The 24,965-nt window shown below is 38.6% G+C and carries 19 protein-coding genes; 2 read left to right on the top strand and 17 right to left on the bottom strand.

The window, feature by feature from the left end; all coding sequences use genetic code 11:
- Positions 1-246 precede the first annotated feature (246 nt).
- From FH508_RS03460 to FH508_RS03425, 8 genes are all read right to left on the bottom strand, one after another.
- Positions 247-1,719, bottom strand: a complete 1,473-nt coding sequence (locus FH508_RS03460) for an alpha-amylase family glycosyl hydrolase (RefSeq protein WP_228134371.1) — start codon at positions 1,717-1,719, stop codon at positions 247-249.
- An 885-nt stretch (positions 1,720-2,604) separates the two neighbouring features.
- The gene (locus FH508_RS03455) at positions 2,605-2,973 is read right to left on the bottom strand and encodes a YisL family protein (protein WP_173478095.1); all 369 of its coding nucleotides are present in this window, start codon (positions 2,971-2,973) and stop codon (positions 2,605-2,607) included.
- Between the two features lie 227 nt (positions 2,974-3,200).
- Entirely contained in the window at positions 3,201-4,103 is a 903-nt protein-coding gene (locus FH508_RS03450; protein ID WP_173478096.1) for a fumarylacetoacetate hydrolase family protein, read from the bottom strand.
- Between the two features lie 124 nt (positions 4,104-4,227).
- Positions 4,228-5,394 (bottom strand): DUF418 domain-containing protein, encoded by a 1,167-nt coding sequence (locus FH508_RS03445; protein ID WP_228134370.1) that lies wholly within the window; start codon positions 5,392-5,394, stop codon positions 4,228-4,230.
- Between the two features lie 159 nt (positions 5,395-5,553).
- A complete protein-coding gene (gene addA, locus FH508_RS03440) occupies positions 5,554-9,267 on the bottom strand; it encodes a helicase-exonuclease AddAB subunit AddA (protein ID WP_173478097.1) in 3,714 nt (1,237 codons plus the stop codon).
- A gap of 1 nt (position 9,268) precedes the next feature.
- Positions 9,269-12,778 (bottom strand): helicase-exonuclease AddAB subunit AddB, encoded by a 3,510-nt coding sequence (gene addB / locus FH508_RS03435; RefSeq protein ID WP_173478098.1) that lies wholly within the window; start codon positions 12,776-12,778, stop codon positions 9,269-9,271.
- 160 nt (positions 12,779-12,938) lie between these two features.
- Complete coding sequence (locus tag FH508_RS03430) at positions 12,939-13,562, bottom strand: TVP38/TMEM64 family protein (RefSeq protein ID WP_173478099.1); 624 nt, start codon at positions 13,560-13,562, stop codon at positions 12,939-12,941.
- Positions 13,563-13,573: 11 nt separating this feature from the next.
- On the bottom strand, positions 13,574-14,125 hold the full coding sequence (locus FH508_RS03425; RefSeq protein WP_173478100.1) for a helix-turn-helix domain-containing protein: 552 nt from the start codon (positions 14,123-14,125) through the stop codon (positions 13,574-13,576).
- Between the two features lie 124 nt (positions 14,126-14,249).
- On the opposite strand from FH508_RS03425, the gene FH508_RS03420 reads away from it, so the two are divergent.
- A complete protein-coding gene (locus FH508_RS03420; protein WP_173478101.1) occupies positions 14,250-14,981 on the top strand; it encodes an AzlC family ABC transporter permease in 732 nt (243 codons plus the stop codon).
- A complete protein-coding gene (locus FH508_RS03415; RefSeq protein WP_173478102.1) occupies positions 14,978-15,304 on the top strand; it encodes an AzlD domain-containing protein in 327 nt (108 codons plus the stop codon). The genes FH508_RS03420 and FH508_RS03415 overlap by 4 nt, the downstream gene beginning before the upstream one ends.
- Positions 15,305-15,479: 175 nt before the next feature.
- Here the strand turns inward: FH508_RS03415 and FH508_RS03410 are convergent, their stop codons facing one another.
- The 9 genes from FH508_RS03410 to FH508_RS03370 form a co-directional block, all read right to left on the bottom strand.
- Positions 15,480-15,704, bottom strand: coding sequence for a CsbA family protein (locus FH508_RS03410; protein WP_173478137.1), 225 nt, complete (start codon positions 15,702-15,704; stop codon positions 15,480-15,482).
- On the bottom strand, positions 15,704-16,885 hold the full coding sequence (locus tag FH508_RS03405; RefSeq protein WP_173478138.1) for a PDZ domain-containing protein: 1,182 nt from the start codon (positions 16,883-16,885) through the stop codon (positions 15,704-15,706). The genes FH508_RS03410 and FH508_RS03405 overlap by 1 nt, the downstream gene beginning before the upstream one ends.
- Positions 16,886-17,018: 133 nt before the next feature.
- Positions 17,019-18,467, bottom strand: a complete 1,449-nt coding sequence (locus FH508_RS03400) for a S41 family peptidase (RefSeq protein WP_173478103.1) — start codon at positions 18,465-18,467, stop codon at positions 17,019-17,021.
- Between the two features lie 253 nt (positions 18,468-18,720).
- The gene (locus tag FH508_RS03395) at positions 18,721-19,308 is read right to left on the bottom strand and encodes a peroxiredoxin family protein (protein WP_173478104.1); all 588 of its coding nucleotides are present in this window, start codon (positions 19,306-19,308) and stop codon (positions 18,721-18,723) included.
- The gene (locus FH508_RS03390) at positions 19,305-19,925 is read right to left on the bottom strand and encodes a hypothetical protein (protein WP_173478105.1); all 621 of its coding nucleotides are present in this window, start codon (positions 19,923-19,925) and stop codon (positions 19,305-19,307) included. Before FH508_RS03390 ends, FH508_RS03395 begins: the two co-directional genes overlap by 4 nt.
- 262 nt (positions 19,926-20,187) lie before the next feature.
- Complete coding sequence (locus tag FH508_RS03385) at positions 20,188-21,486, bottom strand: murein hydrolase activator EnvC family protein (RefSeq protein ID WP_173478106.1); 1,299 nt, start codon at positions 21,484-21,486, stop codon at positions 20,188-20,190.
- A gap of 175 nt (positions 21,487-21,661) precedes the next feature.
- The gene (gene ftsX, locus FH508_RS03380; protein ID WP_173478107.1) at positions 21,662-22,546 is read right to left on the bottom strand and encodes a permease-like cell division protein FtsX; all 885 of its coding nucleotides are present in this window, start codon (positions 22,544-22,546) and stop codon (positions 21,662-21,664) included.
- On the bottom strand, positions 22,536-23,222 hold the full coding sequence (gene ftsE / locus FH508_RS03375; RefSeq protein WP_173478108.1) for a cell division ATP-binding protein FtsE: 687 nt from the start codon (positions 23,220-23,222) through the stop codon (positions 22,536-22,538). The genes ftsX and ftsE overlap by 11 nt, the downstream gene beginning before the upstream one ends.
- A gap of 278 nt (positions 23,223-23,500) precedes the next feature.
- Positions 23,501-24,694 carry a DUF4097 family beta strand repeat-containing protein gene (locus FH508_RS03370; RefSeq protein ID WP_173478109.1) on the bottom strand — a complete coding sequence of 398 codons (1,194 nt, stop codon included), beginning with the start codon at positions 24,692-24,694 and terminating at the stop codon, positions 23,501-23,503.
- Positions 24,695-24,965: the final 271 nt, after the last annotated feature.

Below are 24,965 nucleotides of genomic sequence, written 5' to 3'. Positions count from 1 at the left end.
TTGCAATCAATCTAACACTTTTTTACTATGCCGTTGATGCCCGCTACGGCGGTTGCTTTCCGCGGGCACCCCGTAAGCCGCAACCCTCGCTAACGCGCGGATTGTTGCGTCTTACGTTGCGTGCGTTCCCGCAGGAGTCACCGCCTTCGCTACCATCAACAAATGTTCTCTTCTAAATTTTATCTACTGTAAAAGAATTTACTAACAGCTTTGTTCCTCTTTTAAAGTTTTGTCCCAGCCTCTTAGCTAATTTTGCTTTGCAGCGTCTTGTTCTTGACGACGTTTTTTACCTCGTTTAATAATAACAATGACAAAGCCAATAAATACAACATAGACTAATCCAAGCGCAGCCATGTAAGGAATGTTTAGTCCTTCATCGTCTTTTACTTGATAGATTTCTACAATTTCACGGTCTAAAATGACTGGGTACACATCTTTTTCATTTATACGTACCTTTTCTTCTTGTAAAATACCGTTTAGCATTTTGCCTTCACCAATTTGCTCTGGTGTTAAATCGACACGTTGTGTTTTCCCCGTATTGTTCACCATAATAATCCATTGCTCTTCATCAGATTTTCGTGTAAATACAAGTAAACCATTGTCATTTGTAATGACTTCAAAATCACCTTTACGTAATGTCGCTGATTGATTACGTAAAGATTGTACGTTTTTAATATAATCAATTAACTCTTCATCTGTTTTAAAATTGTATAACTGATGTGTGTCAGGCTTCTCTTCCCCGTTCATGGCGATTTCTGTACCGTACTGAACTACAGGAATACCAGGCATCATAAATAATGCACCCAATGCCATTTTTAATCGTGTTGGTGGGAACATGTTTTCAGATGCCGAATCGAATGTAAAACGATGCGTTTGCAGTGAATCAATCATAATTTGTGTTGGTTTCTCACTAGCAAAAGGCTTCATTAACTTTGATGAGTCCTGATCAACATTTTTAAAAATATTACGGAAAATTTCAGCCGTTGCTGGCGAGAAGCTTGCATCAAAATTTGCATCACTTTCTTCATTTGTAATAACGTATAACGAATTTTTGGTATCTTTTAATGCTGTAATCATTTCATTGAGAAAATCAGCATCAGCATCCGCAATATTCGTTAAACGTATGCCCCCAACATCATATGTAGAAACAAATGTTGTCGCAGATTCAATTAAAGCAGCTTGTACATCTTTATTAGTTAAATCCCATTGAATATGGCCATTATCTGTAGAGGCAATCCAATTTTGTTTTGTAGTGTCCTGTGCCCATTCATGATTAGGGCTCACATTATTTAAAGGAAAGTCTACCATCATCGACATATTTTTTTCTTTATAAGCCTTCACGACATTTTGGAATTCTTCTTCTGTTCCAAAATGCTCTTCGATTTTACTATAGCTTGTTGGCATGGAGCCATCGTATATTTCAGTATCGAAAACTGTTCCGATAGATACAATTGTATAGCCCATTTCGCCAATAAATTTTAGTTTATCTTGTAGACCTGTAAAGTCACCACCTGCAAATTTGGTTGGGTCTTTCGTATTTGTATCAAAATCATTGGTACCCGAACCATTAAAGAAACGGTCAACGAGTAAATCAAAAATGCTTTCTTCTGCAATCGTTCTAGTTTGAACTTCATCCGCATGAGCTGGTGTTGCACCTATTAATGAAGTTGCTAGTAAAAGCGATGCGGCTGTTGCGCCTATCCACTTCTTAAATTTCACTTTTATTCCCTCTCTTTCAAAGCAATCCAACGTCATTTTACCAAATAAAACAACTACGTAGCTATCATTTCAAAATATTTTCGTGAAATGCAAAATGAATTACGACAAAAAGGTGTCAAATTAAGTCAACTTCAAAAATAAAAGACAGCGACAATAGAGAAAAAGGAGGAATTAATCTTGCATCGTGGTTGATGTTCGCTACAGCGGTGCTTTCCGCGGGCACACACGTAAGTCGCAACCGTCGCTGTCGCGCCGCTTGTTGCGTCTTACGCTGCGTGCGTTCCCGCAGGAGTCACCGCCTCCGCTACCATCAACTTGTGCTCTCTGCTAAGTTTTATTTTTGCAAGGAAAGGATAATTAATGTCATTCGGTTTTTCTTTCAAAAATGAGATGGCCTCGTCTCTTTTGGCATGGTCGTTGATGTTCGCTACAGCGGTGCTTTCCGCGGGCACACACGTAAGTCGCAACCTTCCCTGGCGCGCCGCCTGTTGCGTCTTACGCTGCGTGCGTTCCTGAAGGAGTCACCGCCTCCGCTACCATCAACTTGTGCTCTCTGCTAAGTTTTATTTTTGCAAGGAAAGGATAACTAATGTCATTCGGTTTTTCTCTCAAAAATGAGATGGCCTCGTCTCTTTTGGCATTGTCGTTGATGTTCGCTACAGCGGTGCTTTCCGCGGGCACACACGTAAGTCGCAACCGTCGCTGTCGCGCCGCTTGTTGCGTCTTACGTTTTGTTCGTTCCCACAGGAGTCACCGCCTCTGCTATCATCAACTTGTACTATCTGCTAAGTTCTATTTTTGCAAGGAAAATTGTTTGGGTGACAGGCACTTAAAAAGCTGGGCACTAAAAAAGCCGTGAAGCAAAACTTCACGGCTTTTAAATCATTATGCTAAGAAATTTTGTCCCATTGGTAATTTGAACCCTAAGAACAGTGTAATTAGTAAAAACACTACAAATAAAATCCAGAACATTGTTGTTGGCTTGTTTTTCTTTTGACGGACTAATACCATTTCCATCATGCCAATAACTAAAATACCGCCAATAAATTTAAAGCCATAAAGCATTCCTTGACCGTAGTCCATTCCTTTAATAAATAATGCTCCACCTGTAATGATAATTAAAATGTAAAATAAACGTAATACCATATGTAAGCCTTTAGACTGCTTACCACTAAGTGCTGCGATTAAAAAGATAACGATACCAACTACCCAAGTTGTAATGTGTAAATGCGTTTGGTTAGTTAAAAAATCCATGTTTGTCCCACCTCATTTTTTTTCTATCAAACTATATCCTATCATGTGGTGGAAATGGTTTCAAATATTACAAATTGTGTTCACGAAATTGAATTAATTACGGCTGGATGGTGACGAATCCACTCTAAATTTATTGCTTTTTTGACATTTATCCCTACCATCTAAATAATAAAAGATTCCACTAATAAAAAAATCCGCGGAGCATACACTCACGCGGACTAAACATATTATTCGAAATGATTGACTAACGTACCAATACCTTGAATAGATACTTTCACTGTATCCCCCGCTTTTAAAAATTGCGGTGGATTCATGCCTTTCCCTACGCCTGCTGGTGTACCAGTTAAAATGACATCACCAGGCTCTAATGTTACGTGTTGCGATAAAATTGACACAAGGGATTCGACAGTGAACATCATATCTTTTGTTGTACCATTTTGGCGTACTTCATCATTCACTTTTGTTACGACTGTTAAGTCTTGTGGATTTGGAATTTCATCTTTTGTCACAAGGTATGGTCCTAATGGGCAAGTGCCTTCAAGACTTTTTCCTAAGAAAAACTGCTTATGTTTATCTTGCAAGTCACGCGCTGTAATATCATTCGCAATTGTGTAGCCAAATACATAATCAAAGGCTAAATTTTTCGGAATGTTTTTCCCACGTTTACCGATGACAACCGCAAGTTCACCTTCATAATCCATTTTTGAAGAAAGATCAGCATGAATAGATAATGTTTGGCCGTCTGCAGCAATTGCTGTAGGAGACTTCGTAAATACCATTAAATCGATTGGTGCTGCTTCTGCACCCATTTCCTTTGCATGCTCATCATAGTTTTTACCGATACACATAATATTTTTAGGCGTACGTGGAATTGGTGATAACCATTCAATCACTGTAAATTCACGCTTGAAGCTATTCGCACGATCAGATTTTTCTGCTGCCTCTACTAATTTACGAATCTGTTCAACAAAATCGAAGCCTAATGCAATGCCATCGACAATTGAACTTGAAAAAGAAGGGAGAACTTGAAGTTCGTTTTGAATAGCGAGTACATCCCATACCGCTTCTTCTTTTTTTACTTTTGGTCCAAAGCTTACATGTCCACCTAATTTAAATGATAAAATTTTCATGATTTTAAGAGCTCCTTCTTTTTTCTACATGATACAACAATATGATATAAATTACCTTACTTTTACGATAACAATTTTTAATGTTGCTAATTCTCTATCAATTAAGTGTATTACGAGCAATTTTTTAGCTTGACTCAGTCTTCGCTTTATATGTTAATTTGCGCCATAAAGCCTCGAAAGGACCTTGCTTCCACTTCGTTAGCCAAATTTCTGCCAAAATCATTTGTGCCACAATAATACCAAGAGCAATTAACACACCAGTAGCAACACTGACTTTCCCATACCAGCCTAATCCATATTGATAAAATATACATGTTCCGATAATGGATTGAACTATGTACATCGTTAACGACATGCGTCCGATTTTCGCAAAGGGACTAAGTAATTTTGGGACAACGGGCAATAAACATAGTAAGACAATAAGCCCTATATAGCCGATTGATAATATTGGGCCACCTATATAGACCTTTATATAATCGAGTAAATACGTACGAGAATATAAGATTGGGGTACTTTTCAGAAAAATACCTGCTGCGAGACCTACAATTGTTAATGCCAGCCACAACCATTTCAGCTCTTTCGCTCGCTCAACTAAATGCCATTTGGAAGCAGCAGCACCCATTAGCATAAATGGTAATACCATAAACAATGACGCAATCCACATTCCGATACCAGCCTGAACAGATAGGTCTGATAAACGTTGTAAAAAGGCATCCACCCAACTGCCTGTGCCATAAGCCGTGATTGCTTTTTCGACATCGATAATATTTAAATACGTATCAACCTCCGTATTAAAGCTAATATACCCTACTACAAACAACATAAAAACATGCATAAGTCCATTAATAATAATTCCAGTCAATAAAAGCCAAATTGGCTGTAAACGTAGTAGTAACAATAAAAAAACACCACAAAATGCATACATCATTAAAATATCTCCCCACCAAATGAGGACCGCATGCGCCAAACCAAACATAAACAATACACTCAGCCTTCGAAGACCTGTTCCATAAAAGTTTTGCTCACGGCTTTGGGCTTTTTGCCATTGCATCGCTAACCCATAGCCAAATAACATAGAAAATAACGGGTAAAAACTGCTTTGCACATAAATATCTAAATTTTGCTGCCAAACAATATCAGACGGTGTCGTAAACCATGACCCTAAATCGATGTGTGGCATTGGCAAATAAAAAGCATACATATTCACGAGCAAAATACCTAATAAACTCATTCCACGTAAAATATCTAATGTTGCAATACGCTCCTGCAACATCGTCGGTTTTAAATTCACAAAATAGCCTCCTCTTCTTTCCTATCACGTACATTGCAATTTGCTCCCTTCTGCATGTATGTAAGCCATATGAACGCTCACTTTCCACGCAGAAGTTTGCAGCTTGCATTTTCACGCGTATGAAAGGAATACTACCTAATTTCTAAGGCGACGGTTTCCCTACGCATAAAGTGCCTGCTCAATATCAAACAAGTACAATACTTTTTCATTTACTTGTATGTGTAAAATCGATTCAATCGCCTCACTATAAACACGTAGTTGTACACCATATCGACCTATAAGTTCCTTTGATAGCGCTGGCTCCTCCATAAATGGGGGCCTAATACGGTCTGTTTTATAATCAAGTAATATCCAGTTGCCATAAACATCCTCAAACAAGCAATCCACAATCCCTTGAACGATTTGCGCGTCACCGTCTTCATCGACACGACTAATGGTAAATGGCATTTCTCTGCGAATTTGCTTGGCATTTTTAAAGCGTTGTCCAATCTCTGTTGTAAAGAAACGGAAAATTTTCTCGCACGGAACAATTTTGCTTTCTGCCTCCGTTAGCAACTGTTTTGCCACTAACTCAGCTACAAATTGCTCAACCTCTTGCACTGTAGAAAAGCCACTCTGTGGTACATGCTGCATAGCCGTATGGACAGCTGTACCCATTTCTGCACCTGTTAGCTGCTTGTCCTGTAAAAAGGTTGGTCTAGGTGCAATCGTAGCCTGATTCTTTTTAGGATTCATAAAGTAGTATTCTGGCTCTTCTTGACGTTGTAAACTTTCAACACGCTTTATTTCACTAACAGATGTTTTTGAGCGTTTTAGTGTCGATTTTTGAAATGCATACTGCGCTTGGAAGCGATTTGTAATTTCTGCGAGCAACGTCGCATCCTCGGGTGCTTCTAGCATCTGCTGTACGTCACTGTCGAGCGCTTGCGTGTCATACATAAAGTGATAGGTTGGTATCGCACGAACCCACCAATGAGATACATCTTGTCTCGCCTTATATGGCGAACTTGCGATGGAAGCAAAATCAGCATGTCGTGCAACAGCAGGTCCAACCCAGTCAAAATAACTATTGGCACGTGCACGTAAATAATCTTGTAACGGTACATCCACAGCCAAGTTTTGAGCATCCTGCCAAGCATCACGTGTTTTACCCCAGCTTTTTACTGAACCTACTAAAATAAGCCGTTCCTTGGCACGTGTCATTGCTACATATAAAACCCGCATTTCTTCGGCTCTCATTTCAAGCTCTTTTTTCTCCTTCATCGCAAGAAACGGTAAGGAAGTATAAGTTATACGATTTTCTGGATCAATCGCCTTGACTGCAAGCCCATAATCCTGGTCGAATAAATACGGATTATGGAAATCCATTTTATTGAAGGGACGTCCCATTCCTGCAACAAACACAACAGGGTACTCTAACCCTTTGGAGGAGTGTATTGTCACAAGTCTTACGACATCATCTTTTTCCCCAATGGACTTTGCCGTTCCTAAATCGTCGCCACGTGTGCGCATACGATCTATAAAGCGTAGGAAGCGGAATAAGCCTCGAAACGACGTTTTTTCATACATTAATGCTCGATCATGTAAAACGCGTAAATTTGCCTGTCGTTGTTTACCATTCGGCATTGCGCCAACCATTTCATAATAATGTGTATCTAAGTAGATTTTCCAAATTAAATCTGACAAAGATCCTCGTCGCGCTAAATCTCGCCAATTTTCAAATGCCAGCATAAAACGTTGAAGCTTCTCAAATGTTTCAGATTGTACACCATGTCCTTCACTACGAATAAACTGCCTTAATGCATCGTAGAACGGTGTTTTTGTATCTGCTAAACGAATTTTGGCTAACTCGTTTTCTGTTAAGCCTACAAAGGGTGCTCGCAACACAGAGGCTAGTGGAATATCTTGATACGGATTATCTACGACTTTTAATGTGTTAAGCATAATCATCACTTCAAGTGCGTCAAAATAACCTTTAGATGACTCTGCATAGAGAGGAATTCCAGCAAGCTTAAATTCTTCCACTAAATCCGTTGACCATGTCATCGAACGCATTAAAATAACGATGTCACTGTATTTTAATGGGCGCTCTGTTGCGGTTTTCGTATCATATACGGTTGTGCCGTCTTCCATCATTTGGCGAATTCGATCAATAATAAATCTTGCTTCATACTGGGATTTCTTTAGTTCCTCAAGCTCTGATGCCTCGCTTATACTCTCTTCCAGTTCTTCATCCGTTGCTTCTTCCTCTAGTGGATGCAAAACAACGAGTTCAACAGGTACTTCTTTATCATCATACGGTGCTGCTGGCTTTAATGAAGCATTGTCATCATAGTGTATTTCTCCAACACGTTCACCCATAATTTGTGCAAATACAAAATTTGTGGCATCTAAAACCTCACTACGACTTCGGAAATTAGCATTCAAATCAATGCGCATGCCAGTTGCATCTGGATTCTCTGAAAACTCACCATACTTTCGCATAAAGAGCTTTGGCTCTGCTAAACGGAAGCGATATATACTTTGTTTTACGTCACCAACCATAAAAAGGTTGCCATCTTGCTCTTCACCAAGTTTGACTAATTGTAATATCGTTTCTTGTAGCATATTCGTATCTTGATATTCATCTACGAGCACTTCTTTAAAACGTTTTTTCAAATCTAGCGCAACAGGTGATGGCTGTAATTTTCCATCTACCTCTTCCGTTAAAATTTGCAGCGCATAATGCTCTAAGTCGGAAAAGTCGATAATTCCCCGCTCTAATTTTGCCAGACGGAATTGCTCGTAAAAAATAGTCGTCAACTCAACTAAAGTTGCAATCGTCGGTGCCATTAATCGTATTTCTTCTAGCAGACGTGCTGGTGTGCGAACAAAATAAGTTTCTTTCAGCTTATTCATCATTTTTTTAGCCGACTCACGCTTTTTCTTTGCCAGCTCCTGAAGCTCTACATCGACTAATGCATCCTTTGACACGCGCTTCAATGTCGACCATTTGACAGTTGAAAAATAATCAAATAGCTGTTGCCACGTTCCTTCATGACTAATCCGAATCCCTTCTTGAATCATGGCAAAATCGAGCTCTGCCGTTTCAGCATATGGCGCAGGGCCGTCTGGCTGAAGCGTAATGGCACGCATTTCAGAAATTAGCACGAAAGCTTCCTCTAGACTATGTTTAACAGTTAATTTCACATACTTTGATAACTCTAAATCATCAATTGTCACATCATCTGCTAACTTATATGTTTCTGGTAAGCTTCGTAACCATTTTTTCGGTTCAGCATGAACGCGTGACGTATCATAAAGCTTACTCATTAATGTTTCAATCGCCTGATCATCACGATCTGATGTAAAACTATCCACTAATCGATATATGGCATTGATTTGAGCTTCGTCCTCTGTATCGTAGGCTGATTCTAGCACGTCAGCTAGAATATCATCTCTAAGCAACGCAATCTCAGCCTCATTCGCTATCCTAAAACCTGGGTCAATATCGAGCATATACGCATACTGCTTCACAATGGCTAAACAGAAGGAATGCAGTGTTGATATTTGCGCTTTATTAACTAGACTCAACTGACGTCGTAAATGGCTAGACGTCGGATTTTCTGCTATCGCCTTTTCAAGTGCCTCTGCCATACGATGGCGCATTTCAGCTGCCGAAGCATTAGTAAACGTTACAACAAGTAATTCATCCACATTAATTGGGTTTTCTGTTGCGACGACTTTCTCAATCATGCGATTAATGAGCACTGCTGTTTTACCAGATCCAGCTGCTGCTGAAACAAGAGTATCTTGTCCACTTGCATATATCGCTTTCCACTGATCATCTGTCCAAGTGACATTTGCTGGCTTCACAGGTATTTGCTGCACCATATTATTTCATCTCCTCCCGAATTTTTTCGACAACCTCTACTGGTTTTACTTGCGGTAGCTGACGATAGCTTTGTTTACCATCGGATGGGTCAAATTGGCACACTGATGCAAATTGACAATAATCACAGGCTGTTTTGGATTTTAGTTTATACGGGCTAATCGCTGTGTCCCCTGCTAAAATACCATTCCCCGCTTCTTGATGCTTACGGCGGACGAAATGTTGTAAGTTTTTCATATCATTAACAGGCACAATACGCGATTGTGATTCTGATGGTGTACCATCTTTTTTCATATAGACAGGAATGATTTGAGAGTGCCCACTTGCTTCCTCAAGTTGCTCGTCCATCGATAAAATTGCTTCTGGATTTTCTGTTAAAAGCCCCTTCATCTTAAATTGCTTTAAACGATCTTCTTCAATTTCACTATCACTCAAGTCTTTATCAAGTTTTAACATCGGATTATGGACATGGACATACAACACACCCGCAGGCTCTGCATCACCAGGTAGCCAATAGGATGCGTTTTCCATCGCTACATCTAAATAAGTGAGCACCTGTAGCGATAGGCCATGATAGACCTCATTCAAGTCTAAATCACGAGCAGATGATTTATAATCGACGATACGTAAATAAGAGCGATCATCAATAGATGCACTATCTACACGGTCAATACGACCACGCATAAACATTTTTTTGCCACCGTGTAAATCAATTTCCAATGGCGGAAGCTGTTCGTGTTGCCCTGGTCCAAACGATGCCTCAATGGCAATTGGTTTAAAGTGGGAAACATTTGCGTGCTGTGTCAGTGCCATCATTGTGCGCTCTACAATACGGATAAGCTTGCGCTGGATATAACGATAGCGTGCACTCGATAGTAAAATTTGATGGGAGAAAACAGGCACTATTTGCTCAACTGCCTGTCGCGCAAGCTGTTGAATTTGCTGCTTCGTTAAACGAATCCACGATAGCTGTAAACGATGCGTCTCTTCAGTAATCCATTTCAACGCCTCATGGAATAAATCACCCATTGCAAATGTTTCTAAGCGATATTCTGCCCGTTCTTCCAACCGCAGCCCATACGTTGTGAAATGGGAGAATGGACAACGGAAGTATTTTTCAATACGTGACACACTAGATGTCAGCTTACGACCATATAACTCTTGTGTAATGTAACCTTCTAAAGGTTCTGCCTCATTTTTATGTGTAATTGGATGCATTAGTCGATGTAAAATTAACGCCCAATATGGATCTTGTTCATAATATTTTTGTAAAGCTACCCATTCTGGTGCAAGCTCACGAGTATGCTCTGCTTGCCGTAATTGCAGCGTTAAATGTGCTAATGCTGTACGAGGATGTCGTAAATAAGGCAATACATTATTATCGAGCAATTCAATTGGATCAATGACAACACGCTCAACATTTACCCCGCTTAAAAGTCCTTCCGTTTTATCGTTTCCAATAATCCTCTTAATGTATAACGAAGAGAGGAGCGCTTTTCCCTCTTCATCTGCCGTCGAATAGGTCATATATAGCTTTTCTGACGGTGTTGTTATTGCACGATATAGTAAGAAGTTTTCCTGCAATAATCTATTTTTCGATGTTGGTGCTAATTCATAGCCGATGTGCATAAACCAATCACGTTCTGTATCAGATAGTAATCCTTCATAATCCATACGCGTAGGGTAAACGCCATCGTTCATTCCTAGAACAAAGGCAACTTTAATATGCGATAAACGGGCTAAATCGACTGTTGCCACCATGACTTCATCTAAAGTAGGCGGAATACGGGAAAATTCTAATGAATCGAATCCTTCATCTAAAATTTTTGCCGCTTCTTCCACAGACATTTCCTGCTCCCCAAACATGTAAACAAACTGATCAAGTACTGCCACCCATTCTTTCCACGCTTGATCATGCTCACTTGCCGCTAATGCTTCTCCCCTATCAATTTCACGATCTTTCATAAGTTGTAGCTTGTCATATACTTGCACTTCCTCGACTAGCTCATATAACGCAGTTGCGACATCTCTACCAGTTGTTGCATGCATAAGCTTGTCCTGTAATACTTTTAACGGTGCACGGATGACATCGCGAATTGCCTCGATTTCTGTCTGCATCGCACGCTCTTCATCCGTTTGAACACGGGAATGAAATTCGAGCCCTCTATATTTTTTGTAAAACCATCTAGTCTCTTCAAACCATCGTTCTCCGTAAATCCCTTGTGCTAAACAGTAATTTTCTAGACGATCTGCACGCTCACGCCAAACACTTTGCTCTGCATGCAACGGGAAAAATAAATCTGTTTTCACACTTCTAAAAAGCGGTTCATATTTCCAATTAGATGTTATAACTTCCAAAGCAGAACGACTAAACTCAATTAAAGGATGATGAAGCATCGTTTTTTTCGAGTTCACAAAAATAGGAATGTCATACTGTTGGAAAATTGTTGATATGAGCGGATCATATACATCTGCTTGTCTATAGAGCAATACTATATCTTGATAACGATAGCCCTCCTGCCTTGTCAGCTTCGTTATTTCCCGGGCAATGGCATGAATCTCAGCCCGTCGATTCGATGCTTCAAAAACCTTCACATCACCTGTTGATTTTTTTGTTTGTGGCACCATTTTCTCAAATGTTGCTTCTACATGACGTAAATCTTCAGACTGAAATCGGTGTGTATTGAAAAAATGTATTGGTCCATCTATCTCGATGCCATTTTCCTGTGCTATATCTTGCAGACGTTGGTTTGTCATCGCCGCTTCATTGAAAAGCGCTTGCTCATCGTAAACTTCTTCGATATGGTCGAACGGCAGTACAACGGTAACCTGCTTTGATACTTTTAGCAGTTCTTTTACAAGCTCTAGCTCTCTAACAGTAAATGCGGTAAAACCATCTATATAAATTGTCGCCTGCTTCATCGTCTCCGAAAATTTTAACTGCTCTGTTAAAATCGGATAGTATCCCTCACTGTCGACATAAGTCGTGCCAAGTCGTTCTTCTAATGCTTGTAAAACAATTTGTAAATCATTTGTTTTTGCCTGTAATGTATTCGGTGCATCGACAGCCTTTAAGGAAGCTGTCACTTCTGCTAATACTGAACTGTTCACACTATAACGGCTAAATTCACGTAATAATGTTTCGATTTCTTCTGTAAAGCCTCGTTTACCAGCAGCTTGTCGAAATAGAGAGAAATCGCTTTTTTGCTCCTCTAGTAATTTTCGAATAAGCATTCGATAGCCATAGCCATTAACTTCTTGGCGGGCAATCCCACCCGTTTCTTGTAGTACAAGCCAAGCTAAACGTTTAAACGTCATCACTTGTGCACGTATTAGTCCGTGTAAGCCATGTCTATTAGTAAGCTCATATTCAGTAGAATAAGACATTTGGTCAGGAACAATGATAAAAATAGGGTGACCTAATGGATCTGTAGATACTTGCTCGACAATCTCTCTATGAATAAACGCTGATTTTCCAGTACCTGCACGTCCTGATACAATTCGTAATGTCATTCACTCTTCCCCCTATTCGTAAAAAATTCAAATCTATTATAAGAAATCTATTGTAATCGTTTCACCATAATTCTCCAATACCAAACTACTGAAATAAAAAAGACCCTCCTACCATTTTACATGATACAAGGGACTGCATGTGCAGATTCAGCCTAGAAGATTATTCATTTTTCGTCATTTTTCGCGCACGTTTCAAATCTTTTTCCACTCGCGCATTCAAACGCTTCTCTATAAGCTTGCCAATCCACCATAACAATACAATGGCTACACCAGCACTAATCAGTCGAATTGGACTTGTTAACAACGATTTTAAATCATAGCCAAGAACACTCATCCCTAAAATCATTACGAATTTTCCTGCTAGTAGCACTGTTAAATAATATTTTTTATGAATATGCGAGAGACCCGCAACTATATTGACAAGCACTGACGGTGTAAATGGGAAGCACAGTAAAACAAACAACGGGCTAATTCCGTTCATATCAACCCATTTAATAAGCTTTTGTACCTTTTTCCCCCGCGTTACAAAACGCAGCTTCGGATGCTTTCCGAAATGTCGGACAAGCAAAAATACTGCATATGAACCTGCTACTGAACCTAACCATGATAATAAAAAACCTATCCATAATCCAAACGCACTTGCATTTGCGACAACGAACACAACTAGCGGTAAAAAAGGAAAAAAAGCCTCTAAGAAAGGTAATATCACACCTATTATGGGTCCCAACGTTCGGTATTGTGCCGCAACATGCTCGATATTTTCTACAGTAAACCATTCATTCACTTTTGCCACCTCTATTTATATTGCAAGATTACATGTAAAATCGTAAGTTCTTCTGAAGCATTTTGATATTCGTGTGCTTGATGTCCAGAAAATACCAAAGTTTCTCCTTCAGTTAAAGTTTCGTGCATTACGCCAGCAGAAATAATTGCTTGTCCATGAATAACAGTTACAGTTTCTTCTACCCCTTCTGTATGGGCTTCACTCCTACTTCTGGCACCTGGCTCCATTTCTACTTTATAAAATTCCCAACCTCGTTCAGGATCATAAGGAATAATGGAGTAGACACGATAACGCCCGTCATCCTCATCGACATGTGGCGCATTTTTACTGCTAAACTTCATAAAATGGGCTATCGGTGGTTGTAAAAGGGATGAAAATGATATACGAAGACCTGCAGCAATTTTCCAAATTGTTGAAACAGTTGGATTCGCTTCACCTTTCTCAATTTGGGCAAGCTGTGCTTTACTAACGCCTGTTGCTTTTGCTACATCATCTAAGCTTAAACTACGTTGCTGTCGTATTTTTTTTAATTGGAATGCTAAATTTCGACTCATTTGTTCCATCTGACTCACCATTTCCTATTGTTTATTTTATCAGACATATGTATACTTTAATAAACATGTGTGAATTATCAAACTATTCCACTATAAGTATACATGGAAATTTTTCCGAAAGGATGACCTATTTATGACAAGCACAACAGATCTTCATAATGATTCAACAACCACTACAGAAGATAGCTTTTTACAAGGATTTAAAGATTGTGTACCTACTCTACTCGGTTACATTAGTATAGGACTGGCATTCGGGGTTGTAGGTTCCGCTTCTGGACTATCTGTAGTTGAAATTGCATTACTGACAATACTCGTTTACGCTGGCTCTGCTCAATTTATTTTTTGTGCACTTTTGCTAACGAGTAGTCCTGCCTCTGCTATCATTGTAACCATTTTTGTCGTAAATCTACGTCATTTATTAATGAGTTTAACATTGGCACCTCATTTTACGCGCTATTCTATGCTACGAAATGTTGGATTCGGGACATTATTAACAGACGAAACATTTGGAGTAGCCGTAACCAAACAAATGCAAAATGGTAAATTACATGGCAAATGGATGGATGGACTGAATATAACAGCGTATTCTTTTTGGATTTTATCTTGCGTTGCAGGTGCTTTTTTAGGGCAATGGGTGGCAAACCCCGAAAAGTGGGGCTTGGACTTTGCATTAATCGCCATGTTTGTAGCTTTACTCGTACTACAGCTTAGTAGCGTTGGAAAAAATAAAATTATGCATTACCTAAAATTGATTGGCTATATGGTTATCATTATGTACGGCTTATCTTATCTCGTTCCTTCACATTTAGCAGTACTACTTGCAACTGTAATTGTGGCGACGATTGGGGTGGTGACAGATAAATGACGACAACAGCTTCGATGGTATGGCTTATTATCGGTTGCGCATTAGTTACATGGTTACCCCGTGTTATTCCATTTATGTTTGTACGCAGTGTAACACTGCCAGATGTTGTGCTAAAATGGCTTAGCTTTATTCCAGTTTGCATTCTCAGCGCCCTTGTTATAGAAAACTTATTAGATACTGAAAGCAAAAGTTTCGTGACACTAGATTGGCCTGTCTTTTTAACCTTTGTGCCTACTCTACTTATTGCATTAGTTACAAAAAGTCTATCTATTACAGTTGTGGCAGGCGTTATCATCATGGCTGCTGTTAGATTTTTTATGTAATCAATTAGGTTGACTTTTCCCTATAAAAAAATCCGCTTAGACGCTTGCGAATTAGCACGAGGTATAAGACGAAATCATCGCTATAAAGATGATCTCGTCTTGCACAGTGCACGCAAATGCGACGCGGATTTTTATTTTTCACAGGAGTTAAGAAGACTTTTTATGACAGCCTTCCTTATTTTTTTTGCATTTTGCTCGCCAACCAAAAGCCAACAGTTAACGAAAATGCATCAATGACAAAAATAATAGGTGGAGAAGTATAACCTGCATATACTGAAGCCGCAATAAGTGCTATTGCTAAACTTAGTGCCACATAACGGTTATACGTAATTCGAGTAAACAATAACACGAGTAATGCTGGGAAAAATAATGCTAACATTATTTTCCCATATAGATCTATCATAGTTCTCTCGGCTCCGCCAACAATAACCCTATTCGATAATGGTCATTGCTGTAAATGACATGCTGTGTCAGGCGAATTTCGTTATTACGATCAAGCACCTCTAAACGACAATGTGCAGCATTCAATTGTAAAGCTTCATATAGTTCAACTTCTGTAGTAATCGTGTGTCCGTTTACTTTACGAATACATTCCCCTGCAAGCAAGCCCATTTTTTCTGCTGGTGAATCAGGAAGCACAGCAGCAATTATCGCTCCCTTTGTACTTGGTGCAACTGCATATGATTCCGTTTTATCTTGCAATGCATAATAAATTGAAATCAGTATTCGAATTAATACCCCTACTGCTAATGTTATATAGCCAATAGTTGGTGCCAAAAATGAAGCAAGTCCACCTATTAAAATCAGCTGACCTAACAATAAGACGGAGCGCCCTATTTTCGGCAACTGCACAATCGGTAATTCTTTCCTTAACAGCTTAGAAAATCCGATAACTACAGGGAATAATACGAAAGCAAAGTGATTATCTCCCAACGTAAACTGCGGCCAATATGGCAATGATGATGGAATGATATTACCTGGAATAATAAAGAATATAGGTAATAACCAGACATTCCGTGTACGATACACGATAGCCTGCATCCCACGCTTCGTATTTTCAATACCAGGAGTTACCACTTGTTTAGCAGTACGACGAATTAACATGCCTTCTACGATAACGCATAGCCCTGTTATGATTGTAATTGTAACAATAGCTCCTTCTAATAAATTCACGCCTTCCAACGAAAGTTTCCACCAGGAGAACGTCCAATTGTATTGAAACATTGCCCATAATGCTAGAGTCGCCATTGCCATTGTGTAAATTGGTGATAATACATTGATGAAAAATAGCAACAAACCTAGAAAAGATATAGCCATTAGACTCAATAAAAATGCTGGAGGAACAGTCAGCCCGACACCTAGACTAATTAGTGAAATGACTAATGCATAAGGCCATCCACGCTTCCATTGTTCTAACAGCTCTGTCCAACCCCAAATGATACGTCTGTTAAAAAATCTTCGCTCTTGCTTTACACGTCTATACCCTAATAAAATAGCAACTACTATCGCAATATAAACTACTGGATTAAGTAAAAAGCGGCCAATCGCTGTTACAATTTCTATTAATATGTTACTAACCATACGAACACCCGCCGTTTCTGTCATGAATACTATGCATTCATTGTATCAAACGACCACTGTCTTGCGTAGTAGTAACTGGTAGAAAGCTTTGCAATTCCCATCATTTTTACTAGATTTATAATAACTATTGCATCTACTGCTCAATATTGTGCAACAAGAAGCTTGTAGCCATTTGGAATTGCAAGTCATTTTGACGATCTTCTTTGTATGCCTTTAGCGTTCCATTTAAACTATTGAAGAAAGTGGAGTCTACATATATATCATCTTCTGCTGCTGGTAATTCTTTTTGCTTGCGATAAAGCTTTACTGCCTCTTGAGTTGTCTCATCTAAATAGCCATCTAATCGGTCAATCTGATAACCAAGCTTTTGCAAGGCTTTTTGTGTATACGCAATTTCCTCACTCATATTGCCTACTTTGAATTGTCCTGTTAATGGATGCAATTGGAATGCAAATAATTCATTTTGTTCAATAACTAAACTAGCCTCTATACCCTTCCCGTGAATCCATTCACGTTTTGGCGTGAGCCACTTATTTGTCGATAGTTTTAGTTCTCCTCCATTAGCAAGAGACCAAGATTCTTGTACTGTTCCCTTACCAAAGCTTTTAACGCCGATAAGTGAAGCACGATTCCAGCCTTTTAATGCTCCGCTCAGTACTTCACTAGCAGAAGCACTACCACCATTTTGAATAATGACAATCGGAATTTTATTCATCTTAGCTAAATATTTTTCATCAAAGCCTTTCGATTCAGTTTTTAACGGCTCCATAGCACCTTCTGCATTTTGCATATAGGCAAATACTTTACCATTTTCTAAAATTGTACTCAGTAGCGCTGCGACGCTATGTAAATAGCCTCCAGGATTATCTCGAACGTCAACAACGAGCCCTTCTACATCTTTGCGTAGCAGCTTACTTGTTTCTGCTACCCACTCATTAGCTGTCTTCTCACCAAATAACGAGATTTCTATATATCCAATTGAAGTATCTTCAATCTTCACTACTTCACTCGATACTGTTTTATTGGAGATTGCAGCACGTTCCATCGTCATTTTAATATGCTTATCCTCGCTTGGACGATAAACAACAATCGTAATTTTTGTCCCTTTCTCCCCTTGAATCAAATGCATGAGTTCACTCATTGTTTTCCCATCTACTTTTACACCATCAACTTGTACAATTTCATCGAGAGAGCGCATTCCAGCCTTTTCTGCTGGTGACGAACGAACAGGTGATACAATAATAAACTTGCCATTGTTTTCTGTCAGTTCAATACCAATGCCAACTCTTTCTTCTGCTAGCATTTGTCGATGTTGCTCAGCCTCTTCCTTCGTGTAATAGGTACTATACGGGTCCTTTATTGCATCTGCCATACCGCGCAAAGCGCCTTCTACTAGTTCTTCTTTTTTCGTGCTATATACAGATTTCTTTTCGATTAGTTGTAAAGCTTCGTTAATCGAATCAACCTCTGCCACTTGCACTTTTTTCTCAGCTCCAACAAAATCAAACCAGTCAAAGTAAACTCCACTACCTATCAATAAACTGCTGACAAGTACCCCGACTCCTGCCGTAATTTTGCGCAAACCTTCCCTCCTCTGTCTCTTTACTGTATGAATTTTTATTTTCAAACATACAAAATAATGTTTTGTTTTCTAAATAAGCGCTTGCCCTTCTTTTTTCAGAATTGTTTGGGTGCCTGACACTTGCGTTCTCGCGGGAGTCATCGTAGATTTTTACTTAGAGGAGTACTGGGAAAATTCAGAATCGTTTGAGTGACTGGCACTAAAAAATCCCCTTTGCCTTCCATGGGCACTGGGGATTTTAAGATAGTTCTAGTTAATCTAATGCTTCAACAGTATTTTTTAACATTTCGACATTCATAGGACCTTCAATTGCTTGCTGAATAGCCCCTGTTGAATCAATGAAATACGTTGTTGGAATTGTAATGACCTGATAATCTGAACCAGCAGCATTTTCTGGATCAAGTAAGATTGGGAATGTAAGTTCAAAGCTATCTCTAAATGTCATGACTGAATCAATTTTTGCATCAGCTGTTACGTCTCGCTCTGCTGATGTTAGATTGACAGCTAAAATTTCAACATTGTCCTCTGTTGCATATTGTTCGTAATATTTTTGCATATGAGGCATTTCGGCTTTACATGGCGGACACCATGTTGCCCAAAAATTCAATACTACTTTTTTTCCGCGGAGCTCACTTAACGTCACTTTCTCACCATCTAAATTAGTTAACGTGAAATCTGGCGGTGTATCTCCTTTTTTCAACCCTATTGTCCGTTCCTCTACCTCTTTACCAAGTGAAGCCGTTTCAATTTCGCGTTCTTTATCGATTTGCTGTCTAACATATGTACCAATCATCGCAGCTATTAACAACACGACAACAAGTAACCCAATATTTTTTTTCATTCTTTTCCTCCCATTCGTTGCATTCCTATACCTAGCATAAGTAATAGGAAGCTTACTCCAACAGCTGGTTGCCAAAAGCCATTTGGCTGTAAAGCTGCAACGATTACATACCCAGCTGTATACACTAATAACGCTAGAGTAGGTTCCGTTACTTTCCATAGTATGAAGATTGTTAGTGTGCTTAGCACTAACAAAGTGACGAGTTCGCTTTGGATAGAATTGTCATTCAATAATACCACGAACCATTGATAAATGGATTGTGTCAAAATAATTGCCCAACTACTTGCAGTTACGCCTTCATTATCGAATTGAAGTTGTTGTCGCTTCCACCACAATTGCAATAGTATGGCGACTGTTCCTAATAAGACGCCGAGCGTTCCACCATTAAAATAAAGAAGTGCTAATGGTTGTGAAACGACAGATGGAAAATCCGTAATAATGAGACTAAATTTCCAAACAAGTATAAAAGTAAAAATTGCATCGCCGTATACCCCTGACCATATTTTGGGGAATTGTATTCGTAAAACAAGCCAGACGATGATAAATGAAGCTATTAATGCGACTGCCGTTGCTGGTAACGTTAATGCGCGAATAGAAAACCACTCAGTATTAATCACCCTAATAAATCCTCCACCAATATAGATAATTTTAGCATAGCATAGATGCATTTATGAAAACTTCCATTTCATACTGTGTTCGAAAACTTTTCTAAAAATACTCATTTTTTGAGCACTTCACTTGTAAATACCCCATATCGTATATCATAATATTTATTTCTTTCGAATGCGTGCTATCCACTGAAGGAAATTATATTATTCTGTTGTCCTTACAGATAAAAAGAGCCGCCTCACAATGAGACGGCTCTCTTAATTTAAATATTTACAATGGAATATATTTGAGTGGATTCACACTACCAACTGCTTGTCCTTGCCAAGAGCCGATGTGCACTTCAAAGTGTAAGTGTGGTCCTGTTGAACGACCTGTACTGCCCATTGCTGCAATTTGCTGCCCTTGGCTTACTTCGTCACCAACACTCACATTAAATGCACTTAGATGTGCATATACAGTTGTATAAATTTTTCCATCAATAGAGTGTGTTAAAATAACGACATTTCCGTAAGAGCTAAGTGGTGCGGCGTAAGATACGACACCGTCAGCAGCTGCCCAAATTGGCGTACCTGTTTTATTGGCAAGGTCAACTCCATAGTGGAATTCAGGACCAGCACCAAGATTACGCCAGCCATATGGTGATGTTAAACGGCCATTTGTTGGTTTTATCCATGTTCCATCCGAAGCTGGAGCATTTACCGTAGAACCACCAGAGCCTGAGTTCCCAGCAGCTGCAGCGGCTGCGGCAGCTGCTTTACGTTTTGCCTCTTGTTGACGAGCTACTTCCGCTAAACGGTTTTGCTCTGAAATGATTTGTTGCTGTAATTCAGCACTAATTTCAAGTGCCTCTGAATATTCTTTTTCAAGTAATACTTTTTCTGACTTTAGTTTTGCTTGTTCTTTTTCTAACTGCTCAACTAATGTGTTTTTCTCTTTTTTCTGTCCATCTAATGATGCTTTTAGTCGTTCTAGCTTTGCTTTCTGCTCTTCTAGCTTTTGACGTTTGCTTTCTAGTACTTGCTTTTGCTCTTCTAATGTTTGCTTGTCCTGTTTTTGATCGCGAATAATTTGACGATCTGCTTCAAGCAATGCATTTACAGCGGAGAAGCGGTCGATAAAATCTACGAAGCTATTAGAACCTAGTAGCACATCTAAATAGCTAACTGAGCCACCAGCTTGAATTGCGCGTGCACGATCTTGTAATAGTAAATCACGCTCTTCAATTTTGCGAAGAAGCTCTTCAATTGTACCTTCTAATTCTTTTATCTCTGCATTTGTAGATTGAATTTCTGCCAATACACTTTTAATACTACTATTTGTAGTTTCAATTTCTGCGTTTAACGCTTGAATTTGGTCTAGTAATTTTTGTTGTTTTTCTTCATTTGCACTAATAGCATTTTCTTTATTGCTAATAGAAGAATTTAATTGATTTTTCTTTGTTTCTACTTGTTTTTTCTCTTCTTTTAAATCCGTTAAACTAGTTGCATACGCTGTTGGAGTTTGGATAATAAGAAGTAGTGCCGTTGTTGCTGCAAATGCTTTAATCGTGTTTTTTGCCTTACTTTTCATTTATTGAACTCCCCTTCGTTTATTTAATTCCATTTTGTTGACTATGTACGCCGTTATAAACGGCATTTTTATTGCGCTACATGTCTGACATACCATATCTTTCTCTGGATTCAAGTGGAGGTAAATCCATACAGAATGCAATGTATCCCCCACTTAAAGTCTTTTCTGAAGCAAGTTAAACTTTTAAAAATTTACGTACAGACATGAAGCTTCCCCAAATACCAATAAGCACACCAATAAGCAGTAATAGACCGCTTACTTGATAGACAAGTGGTGAGAAGTCAAGAAGTTGAACAAGCTCACCTTGTAAACGAGGTGCAATAATTCTATATACATTGTGATAAAGTGTTGCGATAACCGCAATTGGGATAATAGAACCTAAAATCCCCAGCCACATACCTTCTAAAAGGAATGGAATTCGGACAAACGAATTTGTTGCACCTACTAGTTTCATAATTTCGATTTCATCGCGACGTGCGATAATCGTAATACGAATCGTATTAGAGATTAAGAAAATAGCTGTGAATAATAAACCTAAAATCAGCACAAGACCTACATTACGACTAATATTTAAGAAGTTGAAAAGTTTTTCTACCTTACCTTCACCGTACTTCACGTCGTATGTATATTCATACTTATTAATTGTCTTTGCAACCGTGGCAGTTTGCTGTGGATCTGTTGCCTTCACATAAATAACATTTCGTAACGGGTTACTTTGCTCAAAAAGCTTAAAGTCATCCCCAAAATCTTTCACTAGCTTTGTCAATTCGTCTTCTTTCGTGGAATACTTAAATTCCGCAACATCAGGCAATTTTTCTATTTTTGCTAGTAATGCTTTTTCAGCAGCTTCATCTGCTGTTTCATCAATTAATACTTTTATTTCAACGTCGTTCTCTAAATCTGATGCTACTTTATTCAAGTTCATCATAATTAGCGAGAATACACCTACTAATATCAAAGTCACTGTAACCGCGCTGACAGAAGCAATTGTCATCCAGCTATTACGCCCAAGTGATTTTATGCTCTCTCGAAAATGTCGTTTTACTGTATTAAGCTTCATAGCCGTAGTCACCTCCGTGCTCATCACGGACAATCATACCGCCTTCAATCGCTATAACTCGACGACGAATGGTATTCACAATTTCGCGGTTGTGGGTTGCCATTACAATTGTCGTTCCCCGTGCATTAATTTCTTCAAATAAATTCATAATCTCCCATGATGTCTCTGGGTCCAGATTCCCTGTTGGTTCATCTGCGATTACTACCTTTGGTACATTTACAATAGAACGTGCAATAGAAACACGTTGCTGTTCCCCGCCAGAAAGTTCATTTGGGAACATTCTTGCCTTATGCTTTAATCCGACAAGATCTAAAACTTCCATAACTCGACGACGAATTTCAACAGGTTCCTCTTCAATTACCTCAAGTGCAAATGCTACATTTTCATAGACATTCAATCTTGGAAGTAATTTGAAATCTTGGAAAACAACACCTAGTTGACGGCGCAAGAAAGGCACTTTTTTGTTTTTTAAATCACCTAAATTAATACCATTAACAGTAATTTCACCTGAAGTTGCTTTTTCCTCACGGTACATTAATTTGATAAATGTCGATTTACCTGCACCACTTGGACCAACAACATAAACGAATTCACCTTGTTTTATATTAACCGAAATGCCATTTGTCGCAACTACACCATTCGGATACTTCTTTGTCACATTTTTCATTTCTATCATTTTTTTAAAACCACCTAAACCTCTTATATGTAAGATGTATTCTTTTTCTATTATATCACTCAATCTATGTTTTTTTATTACAGTTTTATTTCATTCGTTGGCATTATATTCTAATTATTTAATGTCATTTGGAATATTTTTTTAAAATACACCAAATGACAACAAATTAAAACAGGAATCGAAGGAAAGTACTAGTCGATTCCTGTTTTATATCAATAAAAATGCATGTAAAAAAGAGCATTCAAGCAAGTTGCTTAGCTTGAATGCCCTATATTATTTTACATTTGTTGTTCGTCAGTCGTTGTATAACGAATTAATACTGCTCCTGTTTTCGACTCTCCTTCGATAAATAAGCGATTTGCATTTTCCACTTCTTTATCAAAACGAACTACTTTAGTTAAAAATTGATCTTGCGTTTCAATTTTCGACGTATCTTGAATACCTACATCCACTTTACCGAAGTTTGTTACAATTTTTCCGCTTAAAGACATTGTCCGTGGTACATAAATTTCAACGGCTCCAGCAACTGTATGTGCTTTAATTTTTGATGAATTACTAGAGCATGTTGTGACAACAACATGTCCATTTATAGATTTCGCTTCTACTTCATCTAATGCACCATCTAAATAAACACGTCCATTTAATGTTTCAGCTTCTAAATCTTTACCTCGTACATCTGTAAGTTCAATTGAGCCATTCGATGAATCTACTTCTGCCTTTGTAAATACTAGCTTAGAGCCTTTAATTGCTCCATTAAGTGTTTTAAGTTTTAACTGATCCAGCTCAATATCTTGCAGAGCAACACTACCGTTCATTAAACGGACCGACAATTTATCTAACTTTTCCTTTGGCACAAGCAATTGTACATTGACCTGCACGAGCTTTAGCTGACTTAAAATACGAAGTGTACCTTCCTCATTTTTCACAACAAATTGCTCTAAAAAATGATTACGTGTTTCTTCTTCGTTATCATTAAGAAGTGGTGCCTTTACTTTACAAATAATTTGGAAGTTATCACCTTCACACGTTTCTAATGAAAAATTGCCATTCGGTAATTCAACAATGACATTTTCTACATTCTCTGCCGCTAGTTCTTCTGTATGTGTAAATTCAAATTTATCACCAAATGGCGAAGAAACATCGAATTCTTTTACTTTTTTAACCGCCGTATTCATCATATCCATAAAGATGGAACCGATTTGCGATAAATCCTTACGAAAATCATGCATTTCATCTTGGAAATATTTTGTGAAGTCTGCATCTTTTTTCTTTTCTTCTTCTTTAAACTCTGGATCTTTAAAGATAGACTCTTTCTCTGTTGAGGATTGCTGACCCATATTCGACACATCGCTATTACTACTTTGAGTGGACTTGCTAGGTTGCTCTAATGCTTCTAATAATGTAATCGCCTCTTGCGCTGAAATTGTTCCTTTTTCCACAAGTTCTAAAATTCGTTGACGTTCATTTTGCATAATCATATAGCCTCCCACAGATTGTTATATCTATTTATACGTATCCCTATGTGAAAAGTTTCACTGAAAAAATGAAAAAGCATTGACTAGCACAAATTATGAAATATTACATTGCCGCTATTAGGTATATTTTTGATATGTGCAATAAAATCTGCAAGATTTCCTAAGTGAGGACAAACCTTTTGCGAGCTGCTCCAAAAGCTAAAGAGTCTGCTAGGTGTTAAGTCCTTCACTCGGAAAAAGAGCAGATTTTTATAATAAAATTCCCCTA

The organism is Lysinibacillus sp. CD3-6, from assembly GCF_006351725.2.
GTDB lineage: Bacteria > Bacillota > Bacilli > Bacillales_A > Planococcaceae > Lysinibacillus.
Note: the sequence above shows the minus strand (reverse complement) of the source record. Positions and strands in the feature narration are given on the sequence as shown.